Origin of the sequence: Photobacterium sp. GB-36, assembly GCF_003026135.1 — a bacterium.
GTDB lineage: Bacteria > Pseudomonadota > Gammaproteobacteria > Enterobacterales > Vibrionaceae > Photobacterium.
On the sequence record NZ_PYNY01000002.1, the window covers coordinates 58,398 to 74,891 of the forward strand.

15 protein-coding genes are annotated in these 16,494 nt (G+C 41.4%); 3 read left to right on the forward strand and 12 right to left on the reverse strand.

Translation table 11 applies throughout. The features are described 5' to 3' along the window. Positions 1-13 precede the first annotated feature (13 nt). Positions 14-598 carry a superoxide dismutase [Fe] gene (gene sodB / locus C9J46_RS01995; protein WP_107206136.1) on the reverse strand — a complete coding sequence of 195 codons (585 nt, stop codon included), beginning with the start codon at positions 596-598 and terminating at the stop codon, positions 14-16. A gap of 329 nt (positions 599-927) precedes the next feature. On the opposite strand from sodB, the gene C9J46_RS02005 reads away from it, so the two are divergent. Continuing rightward, on the forward strand, positions 928-1,266 hold the full coding sequence (locus C9J46_RS02005; RefSeq protein ID WP_107206138.1) for a Grx4 family monothiol glutaredoxin: 339 nt from the start codon (positions 928-930) through the stop codon (positions 1,264-1,266). 107 nt (positions 1,267-1,373) lie between these two features. On the opposite strand, the gene C9J46_RS02010 is transcribed toward C9J46_RS02005, so the two are convergent. The 4 genes from C9J46_RS02010 to rnt form a co-directional block, all read right to left on the reverse strand. Continuing rightward, the gene (locus C9J46_RS02010; RefSeq protein WP_107206139.1) at positions 1,374-2,696 is read right to left on the reverse strand and encodes a Na+/H+ antiporter family protein; all 1,323 of its coding nucleotides are present in this window, start codon (positions 2,694-2,696) and stop codon (positions 1,374-1,376) included. A 280-nt stretch (positions 2,697-2,976) separates the two neighbouring features. Then, the gene (locus C9J46_RS02015; protein WP_107290487.1) at positions 2,977-5,394 is read right to left on the reverse strand and encodes a VolA/Pla-1 family phospholipase; all 2,418 of its coding nucleotides are present in this window, start codon (positions 5,392-5,394) and stop codon (positions 2,977-2,979) included. Between the two features lie 37 nt (positions 5,395-5,431). Further along, on the reverse strand, positions 5,432-6,694 hold the full coding sequence (locus tag C9J46_RS02020) for an outer membrane protein transport protein (RefSeq protein ID WP_107290488.1): 1,263 nt from the start codon (positions 6,692-6,694) through the stop codon (positions 5,432-5,434). A 274-nt stretch (positions 6,695-6,968) separates the two neighbouring features. Then, a complete protein-coding gene (rnt, locus tag C9J46_RS02025; RefSeq protein ID WP_107245882.1) occupies positions 6,969-7,634 on the reverse strand; it encodes a ribonuclease T in 666 nt (221 codons plus the stop codon). A 228-nt stretch (positions 7,635-7,862) separates the two neighbouring features. On the opposite strand from rnt, the gene C9J46_RS02030 reads away from it, so the two are divergent. Further along, positions 7,863-8,756 (forward strand): OmpA family protein, encoded by an 894-nt coding sequence (locus tag C9J46_RS02030; RefSeq protein WP_107290489.1) that lies wholly within the window; start codon positions 7,863-7,865, stop codon positions 8,754-8,756. 68 nt (positions 8,757-8,824) lie between these two features. Here C9J46_RS02030 and C9J46_RS02035 read toward each other — a convergent pair whose 3' ends face one another. After that, complete coding sequence (locus C9J46_RS02035) at positions 8,825-9,268, reverse strand: DUF2753 family protein (protein ID WP_107206144.1); 444 nt, start codon at positions 9,266-9,268, stop codon at positions 8,825-8,827. Positions 9,269-9,302: 34 nt separating this feature from the next. Beyond that, positions 9,303-9,917: a superoxide dismutase gene (locus C9J46_RS02040; RefSeq protein ID WP_107245884.1), complete on the reverse strand. Its 615-nt coding sequence runs from the start codon at positions 9,915-9,917 to the stop codon at positions 9,303-9,305. Positions 9,918-10,097: 180 nt separating this feature from the next. Between C9J46_RS02040 and C9J46_RS02045 the strand changes: the two genes are divergently transcribed. Next, complete coding sequence (locus C9J46_RS02045; RefSeq protein WP_107290490.1) at positions 10,098-10,547, forward strand: hypothetical protein; 450 nt, start codon at positions 10,098-10,100, stop codon at positions 10,545-10,547. 66 nt (positions 10,548-10,613) lie between these two features. Here C9J46_RS02045 and nth read toward each other — a convergent pair whose 3' ends face one another. The 5 genes from nth to rsxC form a co-directional block, all read right to left on the reverse strand. Next, complete coding sequence (gene nth, locus C9J46_RS02050; RefSeq protein WP_107290491.1) at positions 10,614-11,249, reverse strand: endonuclease III; 636 nt, start codon at positions 11,247-11,249, stop codon at positions 10,614-10,616. Positions 11,250-11,401: 152 nt separating this feature from the next. Further along, positions 11,402-12,100 carry an electron transport complex subunit E gene (locus C9J46_RS02055; RefSeq protein WP_107206148.1) on the reverse strand — a complete coding sequence of 233 codons (699 nt, stop codon included), beginning with the start codon at positions 12,098-12,100 and terminating at the stop codon, positions 11,402-11,404. A 1-nt stretch (position 12,101) separates the two neighbouring features. Continuing rightward, positions 12,102-12,734: an electron transport complex subunit RsxG gene (gene rsxG / locus C9J46_RS02060; RefSeq protein ID WP_107206149.1), complete on the reverse strand. Its 633-nt coding sequence runs from the start codon at positions 12,732-12,734 to the stop codon at positions 12,102-12,104. Between the two features lie 14 nt (positions 12,735-12,748). Next, complete coding sequence (gene rsxD / locus C9J46_RS02065; RefSeq protein WP_107259673.1) at positions 12,749-13,795, reverse strand: electron transport complex subunit RsxD; 1,047 nt, start codon at positions 13,793-13,795, stop codon at positions 12,749-12,751. A gap of 2 nt (positions 13,796-13,797) precedes the next feature. After that, the gene (gene rsxC / locus C9J46_RS02070; RefSeq protein ID WP_107290492.1) at positions 13,798-16,494 is read right to left on the reverse strand and encodes an electron transport complex subunit RsxC; all 2,697 of its coding nucleotides are present in this window, start codon (positions 16,492-16,494) and stop codon (positions 13,798-13,800) included.

Genomic DNA, 16,494 nt, shown 5'->3' on the forward strand with positions numbered 1-16,494 from the left:
ATTTTATGAGCAATTATGCTGCTAGGTTTTTAGCAACGAAATCCCAGTTTACTAGTGACCAGAAACCATCCATGTAGCTTGGACGTAGGTTGCGGTAGTCGATGTAGTAAGCGTGTTCCCATAGATCAACAGTTAGTAGCGGTGTTACGCCTTCTTCTGTGATTGGGCAACCAGCGTTAGAAGTGTTAACGATAGCTAGAGAGCCGTCAGCGTTCTTCACTAACCAAGTCCAAGAAGAACCGAAGTTGTTGATTGCTGAATCTGTGAATTTAGCTTTGAACTCAGCGAAAGAACCGAATGCTTTTTCGATTGCTGCTGCTACTTCACCTGTCGGTTCGCCGCCAGCGTTAGGCGCTAAACAGTTCCAGTAGAACGTGTGGTTCCAAACTTGAGCCGCATTGTTAAATACACCGCCAGTTGAAGTTTTAATGATGTCTTCAAGTGACTTTTCAGCAAGCTCTGTACCTTCAACAAGGCCGTTAAGCTTAACAACGTAAGTGTTGTGGTGCTTACCGTAGTGGTACTCTAGAGTTTCTTGAGAAATGTGTGGCTCAAGAGCGTTCATTGCGAAAGGTAGAGCTGGTAATTCAAATGCCATTGCTCAATTCTCCATATTGGTTTGGTGGCGTTTGCCACGACATTATTGCTTCCAGTAAGCATCGAGGCTTACTTAATTTATTTTTTGAATCTGACCGTTTTATTTTAGCAAGTTTTTTCTTTATTAAAAGACTTGGCTATAAAAAAATACCCTATACCTCGTTAGAGGAATCGTCAATAACCTTTTAATTATAAAGGTTAAATGATGCTCTGATTAAAGATTGGATTAAAAGCAGTCGGTTAGGTGCGGGAAAGTATTTTTATTGGTGACGATAACCAAGTAGAATGGTAGGGTTTAAGTAATTACTATTAAAGTTGTACGAGGAAGCTATGGAAACTATCGACAAGATCAAGCAGCAGATCGCTGAAAACCCAATTCTACTTTACATGAAAGGTTCACCTAAGCTACCAAGCTGTGGTTTCTCATCTCAAGCGTCTCAAGCGCTAATGGGCTGTGGCGAAAAGTTTGCATACGTTGATATTCTGCAAAATCCAGATATCCGTGCAGAACTTCCAATTTACGCACAGTGGCCAACATTCCCACAATTATGGATTGAAGGTGAGTTGATCGGTGGTTGTGACATCATTCTTGAGATGTTCCAAAAAGGTGAGCTTCAGCCACTAATTAAAGAAGCAGCAGCACGTCGCGACGCAGCTTCAGCAGAGTAATTCTTCTGTAACGCCAATTGTTTAAGGTGATATGATTTTGAAGTCTTTCACTTTTAGGCAATAAAAAACCGCCAAATTTGGCGGTTTTTTTGTCGCTAAGGAAAGGCTTATAGCACCATAGATGCTAACCAACCAAATCCAATTAATGGCAAGTTATAGTGGATGAATGTTGGTACAACCGAATCCCAAATATGATCGTGCTGACCATCCGCATTCAAACCTGATGTTGGACCTAAGGTTGAATCTGATGCTGGAGAGCCCGCATCACCTAATGCCGCTGCAGTACCTACTATCGCAATGGTTGCCATTGGTGAGAAACCAAACGATAGACAAAGCGGTACGTAAATTGTGGCTAGAATTGGAATGGTGGAGAACGAAGAACCGATCCCCATGGTGACTAATAAGCCCACAACCAGCATTAGCAGTGAAGCAAGAGGTTTGTTATTACCAATCACAGCTTCAAGAGAATTCACTAAGGTTTCAACCCCGCCAGTTGCTTTCATGACGGCTGCAAACCCTGCTGCTGCAATCATAATAAAGCCGATCATCGCCATCATATGAACACCTTTGGTAAACACATCATGGGTTTCTTTCCACTTAATGACGCCCGTGAAAGTAAACACCATAAAGCCAACAAGGCCACCGATGATCATCGAGCCACTGTATAATTGTGCGCCTAGTGCAGCAAAAATAGCAGCAACTGCGACATAGACATGACGCATGTCGATTTCTTTTTTCTCGGGCTCACTGGCAAGAATTTTCTCAACAGAATATTCGCGAGGTTTACGGTAGCTGACAAAGGTTGCAAGAAGTAAACCAAATAGCATGCCACATGCAGGTAGGATCATTGCGACAGGTACTTGACTTGCTACGACATCTAAACCGTTATCGTGTAGGTTTTTTAATAAGATGTTATTTAAGAAAATACCACCGAAGCCAATAGGTAGCACCATGTATGGCGTAACTAGACCAAATGTCAGTACACAAGCAATTAGACGACGATCTAGCTTCAGTTTGGCAAAGACATGCAGTAGTGGCGGAATAACAATTGGGATGAAAGCAATATGAACCGGAATAACGTTCTGAGAAGAAATGGCAAGTAAGACTAGAATGATAAGAACGCTGTATTTGACGCCCGTTGCAGCCGCGGCGTTATCATGCCCACTGATTTTCTTGATCACTTTTTGTGCTAAGATATCAGTAATACCAGAGCGTGAGATTGCAACGGCAAACGTACCGAGCATGGCATAACTTAGCGCTGTGGTTGCACCGCCACCAAGACCACCTTCAAAGGCTGATACCGCATCAGTGAGAGACATTCCACCAATAAGGCCGCCAACAATGGCACTAAAGGTTAGCGCGACCACCACATTCACTCGCATTAATGCGAGTATCAGCATGATACATACCGCTATAACTACAGGGTTCATAAAGCTTTGATCCATCCGTTTTATTGGGTAATTGTGAACTACACGAGTTTGACTGTTTCAAAGTGAGTACATAATCACAGAAATAGAGGGGTGAAATAACACCGTTTTTATCAGTTTGCTTAATTTTTTGCACATGTCGAGGACAAAATGTGTTTTGCCGCACATTTTATTGAGGTTGTATGATTTTAAATCACTTAAAAGGAGGTTCTAGAATGGATTATCAGGCAATAAAAAGGCTAGCAGCATGCTAGCCTTTGGTTATAAGAGTTACTGCAATTAGCTAGTCAAGCTGGTAAATAAAGCTTGGCTCAGCAATAGGTAATGACCCATTAGATAAAAACGATATTGAATTAGCCTGCATGTCTGCAATTGATGCTGCAAAAGATTCTAAATTTCCTTGTGGGGGGGTTAGTAGTGCTCCATGAAAACTATTGGCTTGTTTATAAAGCACAGCCCGCTTACCAGTAGTTTCTGTTGATTCTCCAGATAGAATATTAAAACCACCATATTGAATCATAGGTATGGTACCTGCGACTTGGGATGCTAATACTTTATCACTGCCAAATGGCCCATTAGGAATAACAGTATCTCCTTGTGCCATGGATAAATAAACTGGAGTAGTTGAAATATCGTTGATTAAGTTAGCGGGATCTGTTGTATCAAGGACGCTTTGAGCAGCATACGCAAAAGTATTGAAAAATATCTTATCGCATGTGTTCTCATCTAAATTTTCACAGCTACTTTCTTTAAAGGCTGTATAGCCCTCGCTAGATTTTAGACTTGATTGAATCGTACCGCCAAACTCATCTGAGTTGAATAAAAAGTAAGCTATTCCACCACCTGGAACATCAACATGACTTCGAGTTACACCAAATAACATCGCTTCTTTTTCAGGATTATCAGGTAATACTGGTTTTTCCATTGTTGCGGTATAAGCAATACCAACGATACCGCCAAGTGAAACACCAAGATACCCAACACCAGACTTTGAGTCATTAACTAAAGATAATTTTCCTAACTCACCATAAAGACCATCAATATCAGGTTGAGAAAGCTTTGCTTTAGTACCGAATAGCAGGCCAAGCGCGGCACGTAAACTCATTAAATCAGAAACTGATTGACGAATATTATCTCTTGCTACAGGAAGACGTTGAAGGTTCATATAAGCAAGACTTTGAACACTGTCATCGCCAAACGCAGGATTCCATCTATCACCATGAAGTGGCAGGTCTATGCTAATTATGGCTTGGCAATTTGAAGCTAATGTAACTGCTGAGTAATAATCAACACTATCATTGTTGCTGGTAAAGCCATGACCAAAAATGCTCACTGGAATATTTGATGGATCACTACAGTTAGCAGTTGTTGCTGGCATGTATAAGTTGTAGGGAACATCTGCCACTGACCTTAGTTGTGGGGCTGGACTGAACTTAGTAATTAGACGCTCAGCGTCAAGTTGCTGAGTTTTATCTTGATCCAAATAGAGCTTTGTATTGAGTAGTTTTTGAATTATGGATAATTGCGCAGCGTTATCTTGTGGGTTTTCTGCTAAATATGCTAACTCTTCAGCGGTAATATTAAGTTCAGCAAGTTGGGCTAATAAAATAGCACTGGTTGTGTCTTGTCGACTAATCACATTTAATATTTTAGCGAGACTAGGCGTTGCACTTTTCCATGTCTGTGTGAGGAACTCATCAGGGGTGGTATTAGCACCAAGAAAATAAGGCAGTTTTACACTACCAGTATATTTTTTTACACCTGAATTAAATAGTGTATCAAATGATGTATCGAGGGTAGGCATCGTAAAGCTAAATAGTGAAGTTGTATTGATATCACTTCCCCAAAGTGAAGATGCATTTCCTGGACCAGTAGCACTTGTAGTTGAAGCAACAGCTTCTGCTGATAAAGCGATAGCGGCTTTAGCTGCATATAACCCGTCGCCAACTGATTCTGTTGTAAACCATGTAGAGAAAATTATCTTATCTTTATTTACTCCTGTTGTGGATGTAATTGTATTTTCTGTAGCGTGAGTGATTGTTTGTGCTGGTATTAGCGCTGGAGAGGGAGGTGTCCCACTAGCTTTCAATACCGCATAACTTCCAGATGTTCCAACAGCCATTCCTTTTTCATCTTTAAGAGAGTTTGTTACAGCAAACATATAATTAGATGATGATTTTAGAGGCTTTAAGAGTGAAATAACTAAGGATGAACCCTGAGTTGAAACCACATAGTCAATACCATATTCTAAGGTCGAAGGTGCAGTTGAGTCTGTTGTTGATGTTGGATCAAAAGATTCAATCATCACAAAACTATCTGGAGATGGCTCTGTTGTAAGGTTATTACCAGTGAAGTTAATAGTAATCGGTTCTAATGTCCCCCAACCGTCAATTTTACCTAATGCTACGGATGGGTTACTAATGTCCGTGAGGTATTCACTATTTTGTTCATTATCACTTGTCAGGTTACTACCATCTGTCGCAATAGTGCCATCATAGCTATCCATCGCTAAATAGGTCGGCGTGACAATAACTGGCGAGCTTGGATTTGAGATAATATCAAAGTTGACTTTTGTTTCTGCATTTAGGCTGTCAGCAGTATCGGGATCAATCGTAGGGGCGCCCGTTGTTTTGCTGTCGCCACCACATCCTGTTAGTCCCAAGCTAGCAGCTATAATGATCGATAAAAAATGCTTGTTCATAGTATTCCTTACTTTCAATTCTTAGTTCAGTCTTGGGTTAAAAAGTGTAATTAGCTTGCGCGGCACCGATGAAAGCATCGCTGGTTGCGGTGAAGCTATCACCTGCTTCAGTAAATGTGCCGTCTTTGCCGTAGACATAACTAACGCCTAGATCAAAACTCAATTGGTCGCTGTATTTATAGCTTGCTCCTGCTGAGTACCAGAAGCGGTCAGTATCTGGAATACTCAATGTTGCTTTACCGCCTTGCTCATCGTAAGCAAAGCCAGCACGTAACGTGATTTGTGGATTAAGATTGTATGTACTACCAATAGCCCAGCGGAATGCATCGTCATATTTTTCTTCTTTCAATAAGCAGACACCGGGTAGTTGTCCCCCAAAATTACATTCACTGCTGGTCGCTTTTAGCTCAGTGAATTTACTCCATTGGGTCCAAAATATACTGTAGTGCAAAGCGAATTGGTTATTGAGTTGGTGAAAGCCTGAAAACTCAGCGGTAGCAGGGAGGGGGGCTGCAAGTTTTGCGTCGATGGTTGAACCACGGCGATTGGCACCGAGAACTTGTCCTGAGTAATCAGTAAAGTCACCGTCAAAATCAAGGTCAACTTGTGAACGGTAAGCTAAGCCAAAACGGTTATTCTCATCAATTTCAAATAGCGTGCCTATATTCCAGCCAAATGCCCATGTCTCTCCTTCCATATTAATGGTTTTGTCGCTGGGTTTTATTGCAGGATAAAACGGTAGTGCATTCTTACCGTAATGGCGGTAAAGCTCAGCATGTGCATAAACAGCACTAACACCAACACCGATACTCCATTGGTCATTGAGTTTATAGGCAACACTTGGGTTTAAGTTTATGGTGAGCAGTGAGGTTTTACCTGCGGATGTGCCGTCATAAAAATCATCAGGGTAATCGGTTGTAACCCCGTAATTAGAGAATAAAGACATCCCCCAAGACAAACGATCATTCAGTGGTTGAACAAAGTAAGTTGAAGGTACAAATGCCAGAGGTGCGACATCTTCGGCTGTTTGTTCACCTGCTGGGGCATCATGTGCAGTGACATCAATATTAGGTAAAACAAGACTTCCTTGTGCAGAAATAGCCATTTTATCGAACTTTGTCATGCTTGCAGGGTTACGTGCAAGAACACCAGGGTTATCAGCAATAGCAGCTTCACCTGCAAATGCACGCCCTAAACCCGTTGCAGATTGTTCTGAAACTTGGAAACCAGCCGAGTAAGCCTGCGTTGAAAATAATGCAGTGGTTACGGCAATGGTGAGATAACGTTTTTTTACGGACATTATACTGCCTCTCTATATGTTGTTATTTAGCTTCTTATTCGTCCCTGAAAGGAAAAACAAAGATTAAGTACAAGAGTGAGTATAAGACCGGATTTCATTTATGTTAACTAAATGTTACGTGAAAATTAATGCTAATTTCATGTATTTAACATATTTTTAAATTGAGCGTTTAAAACGTTTAATTTAAAAATCTATAAATAAAAAAAGCATAAAAAAAAAGCTCATAAAAATATGAGCTTAGAGGAGAATTTTGCGGTTTAGATGGGCGATAGATTTAGTTGCTATCCATGTCTTCTGTTTGAGGTGCCATTAAAGGCCAGCCACCTAACTTTTTCCATTTGTTAACTATTTCACAAAATAGCTCAGCGGTACGTTCTGTATCATACAGCGCAGAATGTGCTTCACGATTGTCAAATGGGATATTTGCTGTTTGACATGCTTTCGCTAATACCGTTTGACCAAATGCAAGCCCACTTAATGCGGCGGTATCAAACGTTGCAAACGGGTGGAAAGGATTACGCTTTAATTTTGCACGCTCAGATGCCGCCATAACAAAGCTGTGATCAAACGTTGCATTGTGCGCAACCATAATGGCGCGAGAACAATCAGAGGCTTTTTGTTCTTTACGGATCTGCTTATAGATTTCTTTTAAAGCGTGCTCTTCAGATACTGCACCACGTAATGGACTAAAAGGATCACGGATCCCATTAAAATCCAACGCTTCTTTATGTAAAATCGCGCCTTCAAAAGGAGATACATGGAAGTGGATTGTTGTTGCTGGCTTTAGCCATCCATCTTCATCCATTTGTAATGTAACGGCACAGATTTCAAGTAATGCATCTGTTTTAGCGTTAAATCCCGCGGTTTCTACATCAATGACGACGGGAAAGTAGCCGCGAAAGCGACTTTTTAATGTGTTGAATTCGTTATCTTGGCTCATAACACTGCTGTCAAAATAAAGGAATGGGCTATTATGTCAGATCCATTCCTTGATACCAATTTGATCTGATGTATAAACAAAAATGGCCTGTCTCTTTTTGCTTAATGTGAAACGGGTTCTGAATCGTTAAAGCAAAGGATGTTATGGTCGATATAAAGAGAGGATTAATTTGTATCAATTAAAAGTCAGCCTTTATATTTCGAGAAGTTAGATTAAGACATTTGGATAATGACATTTCTTATTTTTAAAAAATGGCCTAGGTCATTGTATATATTGATTTTATTGTCTTCATTGCCAAGTTGGGCGGGGAAGCAATATATCGCATCACCTAATCAGTCACAGTGGAATGTTATTGTTGATACGCCGCTAGAGTGTCGTTTGTCACATCATATACCGGGTTACGGTGACGGTGAGTTCGTAGCACGTTCCAGTAAAAAACAATCTGTTGCCTTTGAATTAAAAATGTATCGTCCGATGGGAGAAACACGAAACGTCCGTCTAACTTCGATGCCTGCTCGTTGGATGCCTGGTGATTCAGCAAATACCATGACAAGACTTAAATTCTTTAAGCAGTTTGATGGCTATATTCAAGGGAAAACGGTGTGGAATATGCTTGCTGAATTAGAAGATGGGCGAAATCCTACATTTATGTATCAAGATTGGCAGCGACAAAATCGCTCATTAGAGGTTGGATTATCTGCCGTTGCGTTTCAAAAAGGTTATCAATCATTTAGCCAATGTCTGAGTAAGTTATTACCTTATGGATTTGAAGATATCGCATTTTCTGTCCTCCACTATAGTGAAAATAGCGACACATTAAATAAAATATCACAACAACGTCTTGCTCAAATTGCCGACTTTGTTCGCTATTCTGACGATATTGATTTGGTTTTAGTTGCTGCGTTTAATGACTCTATTGCTGGTACTACGGAAAGCCAAGAGATGTCAGAACGACGAGCGGAAAAACTACGTCAATATTTTCAATCATTAGGGTTACCTGCCGAGCGTGTTCAAGTGGAAGCATACGGTAAGCGGCGTCCTATTGCTGATAACTCAACCCCTATCGGACGAAACTTAAATCGTCGAGTTGTGATTTCATTAGGACAAAGTCCGATTTATTAATTAGTAATGGAAAACTGGATGGGATGGGGCTCGTTATTATTGAATGATGTAACGAGCCTTATTTTTTATTAATGCAGTTTAAAGGAAGCGATGAGCTCACAACTTGAATAGTTGTTAATGGCTTTAACTTGATTCGCAATAGCAGGGTTAGGATGTCGTTTTAAAAAGCTAATCAATGCAGATTGGCAACACCCCAAAGAATTTATATAGCTGTGGCATTGCGTTTGTTTACACTGTGGGATCAATGCAATAACTTGTTCAGAGGCAAGTTGTAAATACTTTAACTCGTAGTCTGGATCGCCATGTTGTCGCCAAAAATTAGCCATGTTATGGCAAGAAACGACTTTCATCGTTAAGAGATCCGTTAGTTGCTCGGTGTCAGTTGAATCTGCCGTGATTTCCTGAGCAATAGATAGCGCGAGTTGATAATGAACAATAGACATCAAAGGGTTATTGTTAGTCTTAGCATCATCAGCCATTAAGGTGTGTCTTTCCCACTCTGAAATATCCATGTCATTATCCTTTGTAAGTGGTAGTGTTTTGCGGTTAGAAAGCCTGTAACGCGCTAAGGTAGTTCATCTCAACTTGTTCCCAATCGACTAAGTGCCACCATGCGTCAATGTAATCAGGACGGACGTTTTGGTAACTCAAGTAGTAAGCATGTTCCCATACATCAAGCGCAAGAATTGGAGTCCCTTGTACTGTTACTGTATCCATTAACGGGTTGTCTTGGTTCGGCGTTGCTGAGATCTCGAGTCGTCCATCCACGACAGAGAGCCAAATAAATCCGGCACCAAAATGATTGGCAGCTAATGTTGAAAATGTCTCTTTAAACTTAGCAAAACTTTCAAAATGGGCATTAATTGCTTCTGCAAGCAAACCTGATGGATGGCGAACGCCTTCGGGTGACATACATTGCCAATAGAGGTTGTGATTATAGAAACCACCGCCATTATTACGCACTGCTGCAGGGTATTGAGATATATTGCTTAAAATGGTCTCAATGGGCTGGTCAGTAAGATCTGTATTTTCAATTGCAGCGATAAACTTATCAAAATAACCTCTATGGTGTTTGCTATAGTGGATCTCAACAGTTTTTGCATCAAGATAAGGTTCTAGTGCATTAAAGCCATAGGGTAGTTTTGGGAATAGATGTTTCATAAATTATACCTAGTAAAAAACGTCAACTAGATACTAATGATAACTATTATCATTATCAACCGCTGTTTTGTATGGATATTAATGAATTTTTAGCTGTGAAATTATGAATTTGATGATTAGTTAACAAAGAATTTATGGTTTTTGGTTATGATTTACATTGTTTAGATAAGGATTTTCGTTATGAATAAAGTTGTTTTAATAGCTGTTGTTGTATTAGTTGCAGTAGGTGTGGGGATTTTCAGTGTGGGTAAATTGACTGAAAAAGCAGCGAATGAGACGACAAAAAAAGTATTAAAAGAAGTAGTGAGCGCTGATTTAGCACCTGTCGCAAAAGCGATTGGTAAGCTAGAAGCCTGTGAATCTGGTGCAACTGCAGAGTTAGAAGCCTTAGGCCATACCGCAACACCATTAGGCCGGAGTTTGGCTTATATTGCTTTAGCACAAAATAGTTATTTGATGGATGATAAAGATAAAGCGCGCGTGGAACTGCAACAAGCGATTGATGCGAGTACTGATAAACCCTCAGTAGAAGAACGTAATGAGATGTTTACCAAGTTGGGTGAAGGCGCAAAACAAATGGCAGAAAAGCGTAAAGCATACGGTTTTAAAGTAAACTGTGAACCACTTTAATTGCTGATGATAGCAGTGAAAAGGAGCGATTAAGCTCCTTTTTTATTGAATTAAATTTGTTATTAATCAGATGTCTACCTTATCTTTATACTCACAGAGGTCCTCGATTAGGCAGCTGCCACAGCGCGGTTTTCTTGCAATGCAGGTATAGCGTCCGTGTAAAATTAACCAATGGTGAACATCAACTTTAAATTCTTTTGGCACAACCTTTAAGAGTTTCTCTTCAACTTGGTCGACGTTTTTCCCCATGGCAAATTTAGTTCGATTACAAACTCGGAAGATGTGAGTATCCACTGCAACTGTCGGCCATCCAAATGCCGTATTTAAAACAACATTTGCGGTCTTTCGACCAACCCCTGGTAGTGCTTCTAATGCTTCTCGGTTTTCTGGGATCTCGCCATTATGTTTATCTAAGAGAATACGGCAGGTTTTAATGACATTTTCTGCTTTAGAATTAAATAACCCAATGGTTTTTATATATTCTTTAACGCCGTCAACGCCTAAGTCGTAAATAGCTTGAGGGGTATTAGCAACAGGATAAAGCTTGTCGGTTGCTTTATTTACGCTGACATCGGTAGCTTGAGCTGAGAGTAATACCGAAATCAATAACTCGAAAGGCGTGCTCCAATGAAGCTCTGTTTCCGGGTGTGGGTTTTCAGCGCGTAAACGTTCAAGAATTTGGACGCGTTTTTGATTATTCATTTTCTATTCCAAATAAGGCTTATTGCAATATAAGTAGGGAGTGACAGAGTGAGCATCTGTCGTTGCAATTAAGCATTTTACTATTCCATTATTTTGTCGCGATATGTAATAAAAAGAAACCCAATAAGTATGATACTTATTGGGTTTGATCTTTAGTCTACGCTAGTGACGCGAGCACGTTCAACCGTTGGCTTTGATGCTTCTTTAGGCTGTTTTTGTTGACGGCGTTTATCAATCACATTTTTGGCCGCAATCATCAAACCGACACCAAGAAAGGCACCCGGTGGTAACATTGCAAGCAAGAACCCTGAATCAAAATGGAATACTTGGATTCGTAAAACTGATGCCCAGCTACCTAGTAGGCGATCAGCACCATCAAATAAGGTTCCTTTGCTCAATAGTTCTCGCATTGCGCCCAGAATGAATAGCGCAGATGTCATGCCTAACCCCATCCATAAACCATCGAGTACTGCTGGTAATGGTGCATTTTTAGAGGCAAAGGCTTCAGCGCGACCAATGATAATACAGTTGGTTACAATCAAGGCGATGAAGATCCCTAATGATTTGTATAAACCAAAAGTAAAGGCATTCATCAATAACTGTACGCAGGTTACGAGTGAGGCAATGATCATTACAAACACTGGAATACGGATCTCAGAGGGTACCCAGTGACGAATTAAAGACACAATTAAGTTTGAGCCTATCAGTACTAAAGTCGTCGCAAGCCCCAAACCTAAAGCATTTGTCACCGTTGATGAAACGGCAAGTAAAGGGCATAGGCCGAGAAGCTGAACAATGGTCGGGTTATTTAGCCATAAGCCATTTGCCATTAACTCTTTATTAGTTGTCATATCACTCACCTGCACAATCAAGTGGTTGGTTGATGATTTTATCCTGGTTTTGATCCCAGTATAACGAAATATTTTTTACTGCTTTGACGACGGCTCGCGGTGTTATGGTCGCACCTGTGAATTGATCAAATTCACCACCATCTTTACGTACTTTAAATGATGGGTCGTTATCACCATTTACCCGCTTACCATTAAAGCTGTAAATCCAGTTACTAACAGTGGTTTCAATTTTATCACCCAATCCTGGAGTTTCGTTTTGTTGTAATACACGAACGCCAGTGATCACGCCATTCATGTCTAAACCAACAATAATTTTAATTGCGCCGCTATAACCGTCAGGGGCAATCCCTTCAATTGCCACACCAACAGGCTTATTATCTTTTTTAGCGATATAAGCAGGCATCTGAGCCAATGTACCTAAACGCTTATGATCTCTTACTAAAGTACAACTTTTGTAGAGTAAGTTATCGTGGCTTGCTACGGGAATCACTTGGTTTAGAGTATCCAGTAACTGTACCCGCTGCTGCTCTGCTATACGATCTTCTGTTAGGTAGTTCGTCAGGGCTACTAGCGCTGTCGCTAAACACGCAAAAGTGGCAAGAATAGCACCGTTTTTTTTCATTGCATTAAACATGGCTGCTCTCTTAATTAGTGCCCGTAAGTACGAGGACGAGTGTAGTAATCAATAAGTGGTACACATAAGTTACCCAGTAAAACGGCAAAGGCAACGCCATCTGGGAAGCCACCCCATGTGCGGATCAGATAAATCATGACACCGATAAAGCCACCAAAAATTAAACGGCCTTTTACCGTCGTTGATGCTGTTACTGGATCGGTGGCAATAAAGAAAGCACCTAACATGGTTGCACCTGAGAATAGGTGCAACAACGGAGAGCCAGTCGTATCAGGATGAACAATGTAAACAAGGCTACTGATCACAAATAGTGACGTTAGCATAGCAACAGGGATATGCCATTGAATAACACGAAGCTTTAATAAGATTAAACCACCAACAAGGAAGCCCATGTTAATCCACTCCCAGCCAATACCTGCAATCGCGCCGTAAACAGGTTTTGTCATTGTTTCAGCCGTTGTAAACCCTGTGTGTAACGCTGTTTTTAGTGTATCTAGCGGTGTTGCCATCGTGTAACCATCAACTGACATTTTCAGTTGTGGAACACTAAATCCATCTTGAGTAAAGCCAGTAAAGATTGCATAAATACTATCCATAAAGTTAGCTGGTTGTGCACTCAATGATGCTGGTGGTAACCAGGTTGTCATCTGTACTGGGAATGAAATGAGCAGTACGACATAAGCAATCATCGCGGGGTTAAAGAGGTTTTGTCCCATACCGCCATAAAGGTGTTTTGCAATGACTATCGCAAAGAAAACACCAATAACAGTTAACCACCAAGGTGCTAATGGTGGGATTGATAAACCAATTAATACGCCAGTAAGCAGAGCTGTATTATCTCTTAAATAAGGTACAACAGGACGTTTACGCAGTTTTACAATAATCGCTTCAAATATGATTGCAGAAATAGATGCTAATACAATTTGGATCAGAGTACCGAAACCAAAGAAGTAGCATTGAGCAATAACGCCAAATACCGAGCATAATATAACTGTACGCATAATAGCGCTGGTGCTTCGGCGGTTATGGTCATGGGGTGAACTGGCAATATTAAACGCCACGGTTAATCTTCCTCAATGTTTTGTTGTTCTTTGGCGGCTTGTTGTGCCGCTTTTCTTGCTTTAGCGCGAGCGACGGCAGCAGCAACAGCGGCTTTTTTCGGATCAACGTTTTCAGCTTCAACTACAGGTTCAGGTGCTGATTCTGCTTGTGCTTCTGTTTGTTGTGCGGCTTTTCTTGCTTTAGCACGAGCGACGGCAGCAGCAACAGCGGCTTTTTTCGGATCAACGTTTTCAGCTTCAACTATAGATTCTGGTGCTGATTCTGCTTGTGCTTCTGTTTGTTGTGCGGCTTTTCTTGCTTTAGCACGAGCGACGGCAGCAGCAACAGCGGCTTTTTTCGGATCAACGTTTTCAGCTTCAACTACAGGTTCAGGTGCTGATTCAGCTTGTGCCTCTGCTTGTTGTGCGGCTTTTCTTGCTTTAGCGCGAGCCACGGCAGCAGCAACAGCGGCTTTTTTCGGATCAACGTTTTCAGCTTCAACTTCAGATTCTGGTGCTGATTCAGCTTGTGAGTCTGTTTGTTGTGCAGCTTTTCTTGCTTTAGCACGAGCGACGGCAGCAGCAACAGCGGCTTTTTTCGGATCAACGTTTTCAGCTTCAACTACAGGTTCAGGAGCTGATTCTGCTTGTGTCTCTGCTTGTTGTGCGGCTTTTCTTGCTTTAGCACGAGCGACGGCAGCAGCAACAGCGGCTTTTTTCGGATCAACGTTTTCAGCTTCAACTATAGATTCTGGTGTTGATTCCGCTTGTGCTTCTGTTTGTTGTGCGGCTTTTCTTGCTTTAGCACGAGCGACGGCAGCAGCAACAGCGGCTTTTTTCGGATCAACGTTTTCAGCTTCAACTTCAGATTCTGGTGTTGATTCCGCTTGTGCTTCTGTTTGTTGTGCGGCTTTTCTTGCTTTAGCGCGGGCGACGGCAGCTGCGACAGCATCTTTTTTACTGTCATTTTCAGCAGCGGTTTGGTTATTTGCTGTAGCTTCTTTTTCAGCCTTACGTTCACGAGCTTGACGCTTACGCTCTTCACGTAATTTCGCCATTTCACTGTTATCTGGCAGGCTTTCTGAAGTTGCACCTTGTGCTGAAGCTGCTTGTTTTGCTTTTGCTTTTGCAATCGCTGCTGCAACAGCCGGTTTCACTTCTGCTGTATCTGCTTTAGCGGCTGCTGCTTGTTTGGCTTTTACGCGGGCAATAGCGGCAGCGACTGCATCATCACCCCCAGTTTTCGCCATTTCATCACGACGAGAATCAGCCGCTTTTTTAAAGCGGTTTTCACGTTCAGCCTTATCACGTTCCATGCGTGCTTGTTTGGCTTCAAAGCGTTGGCGAGCTCGTTCTGCATTCATTTCATCTTGGCTACGTGCCCAGATCTCAGCTTTTGCTTGGCGATAGTACTGAACAAGAGGGATCTCACTTGGACAGACATATGCACAAGCACCGCACTCAATACAATCTTGCAGATTATATTCTTCACACTTGTCGTAATTTTGATCCTTGGCGTACCATTGTAATTGCTGTGGGAGCAATGATGATGGGCAAACATCCGCACAAGCAGAACAACGGATACATGCCATTTCATAGGTATGTAATGGGAGTTCTTTGCGTTTTGGTGCCAAAATACAGTTTGTTATTTTGGTGATCGGTACATTGGAATGTGGGAGTGTAAATCCCATTAACGATCCACCAATGATCACACGAGGATGTTTTTTATCGGCTTTATAACCAAACTTATCTAACAAGTAGGCAATCGGCGTACCTAACATAGCAAAAACATTACCACGTTTCTTAAAGGCTTCACCGGTTAGCGTAACAACACGCTCAATTAGTGGTTCACCGTCGATAATGGCGCGTTTAATTGCAAAAGCAGTACCTATGTTTTGCATGATAACGCCAACAGAAGTTGAACGTGACTGACTTGGTACTTCTCTGCCTGTTAAAATTTTAACTAACTGCTTTGAGCTACCTGATGGATATTTTGTTGGTACAACACGTATCAGAATGTTGTCTGCTTCGGTGACATGCTGCTCAAGGGCTTTAATCGCTTCAGGTTTGTTATCTTCAATACCGATGATTGTTAGCTTTGGGCTAATAATATGGCGAAGAATACGAACCCCTTCGATCACTTCTTCAGCATAATCGCGCATGAGTCGGTCATCGGCAGTAATATATGGCTCACACTCAGCCGCGTTGATAATTAAAATATCAACATTACCTAAACCGCCTTGAAGTTTTCTTGCGGTAGGGAAACCAGCACCACCTAATCCAGCGATACCACTCAAACGGATTGTTTCGATCAGTTCTGCGGGATCACGATCTTGATAATCGGCATAGGTTTTTTTCTCTCCCCAAGTATCGGTGTGATCTGGGTGAAGAACGATACATAAATCGCTTAAACCTGAAGGGTGAGCAGTCGTACGTTGTTCAATGGCTATTACTGTACCAGATGTAGGCGCATGAACAGGGACACACATTGCAATGTCACCTTGTGTTAGAGCTTGACCTTTTTGTACTTTGTCACCAACAGCAACAATAATGTCACCTTTAGAACCAATATGCTGCTTAAGTGGTAAAACGAGTTCTTGTGGAATGCCAGCACTAACGATAGGTGCTTGATTTGAGATTTTTTTATTTTCAGCGGGATGAATACCGCCGTGGAAATCCCACAACTTACCTTGTTTAATTTGCTCAATGATAGATAGCAT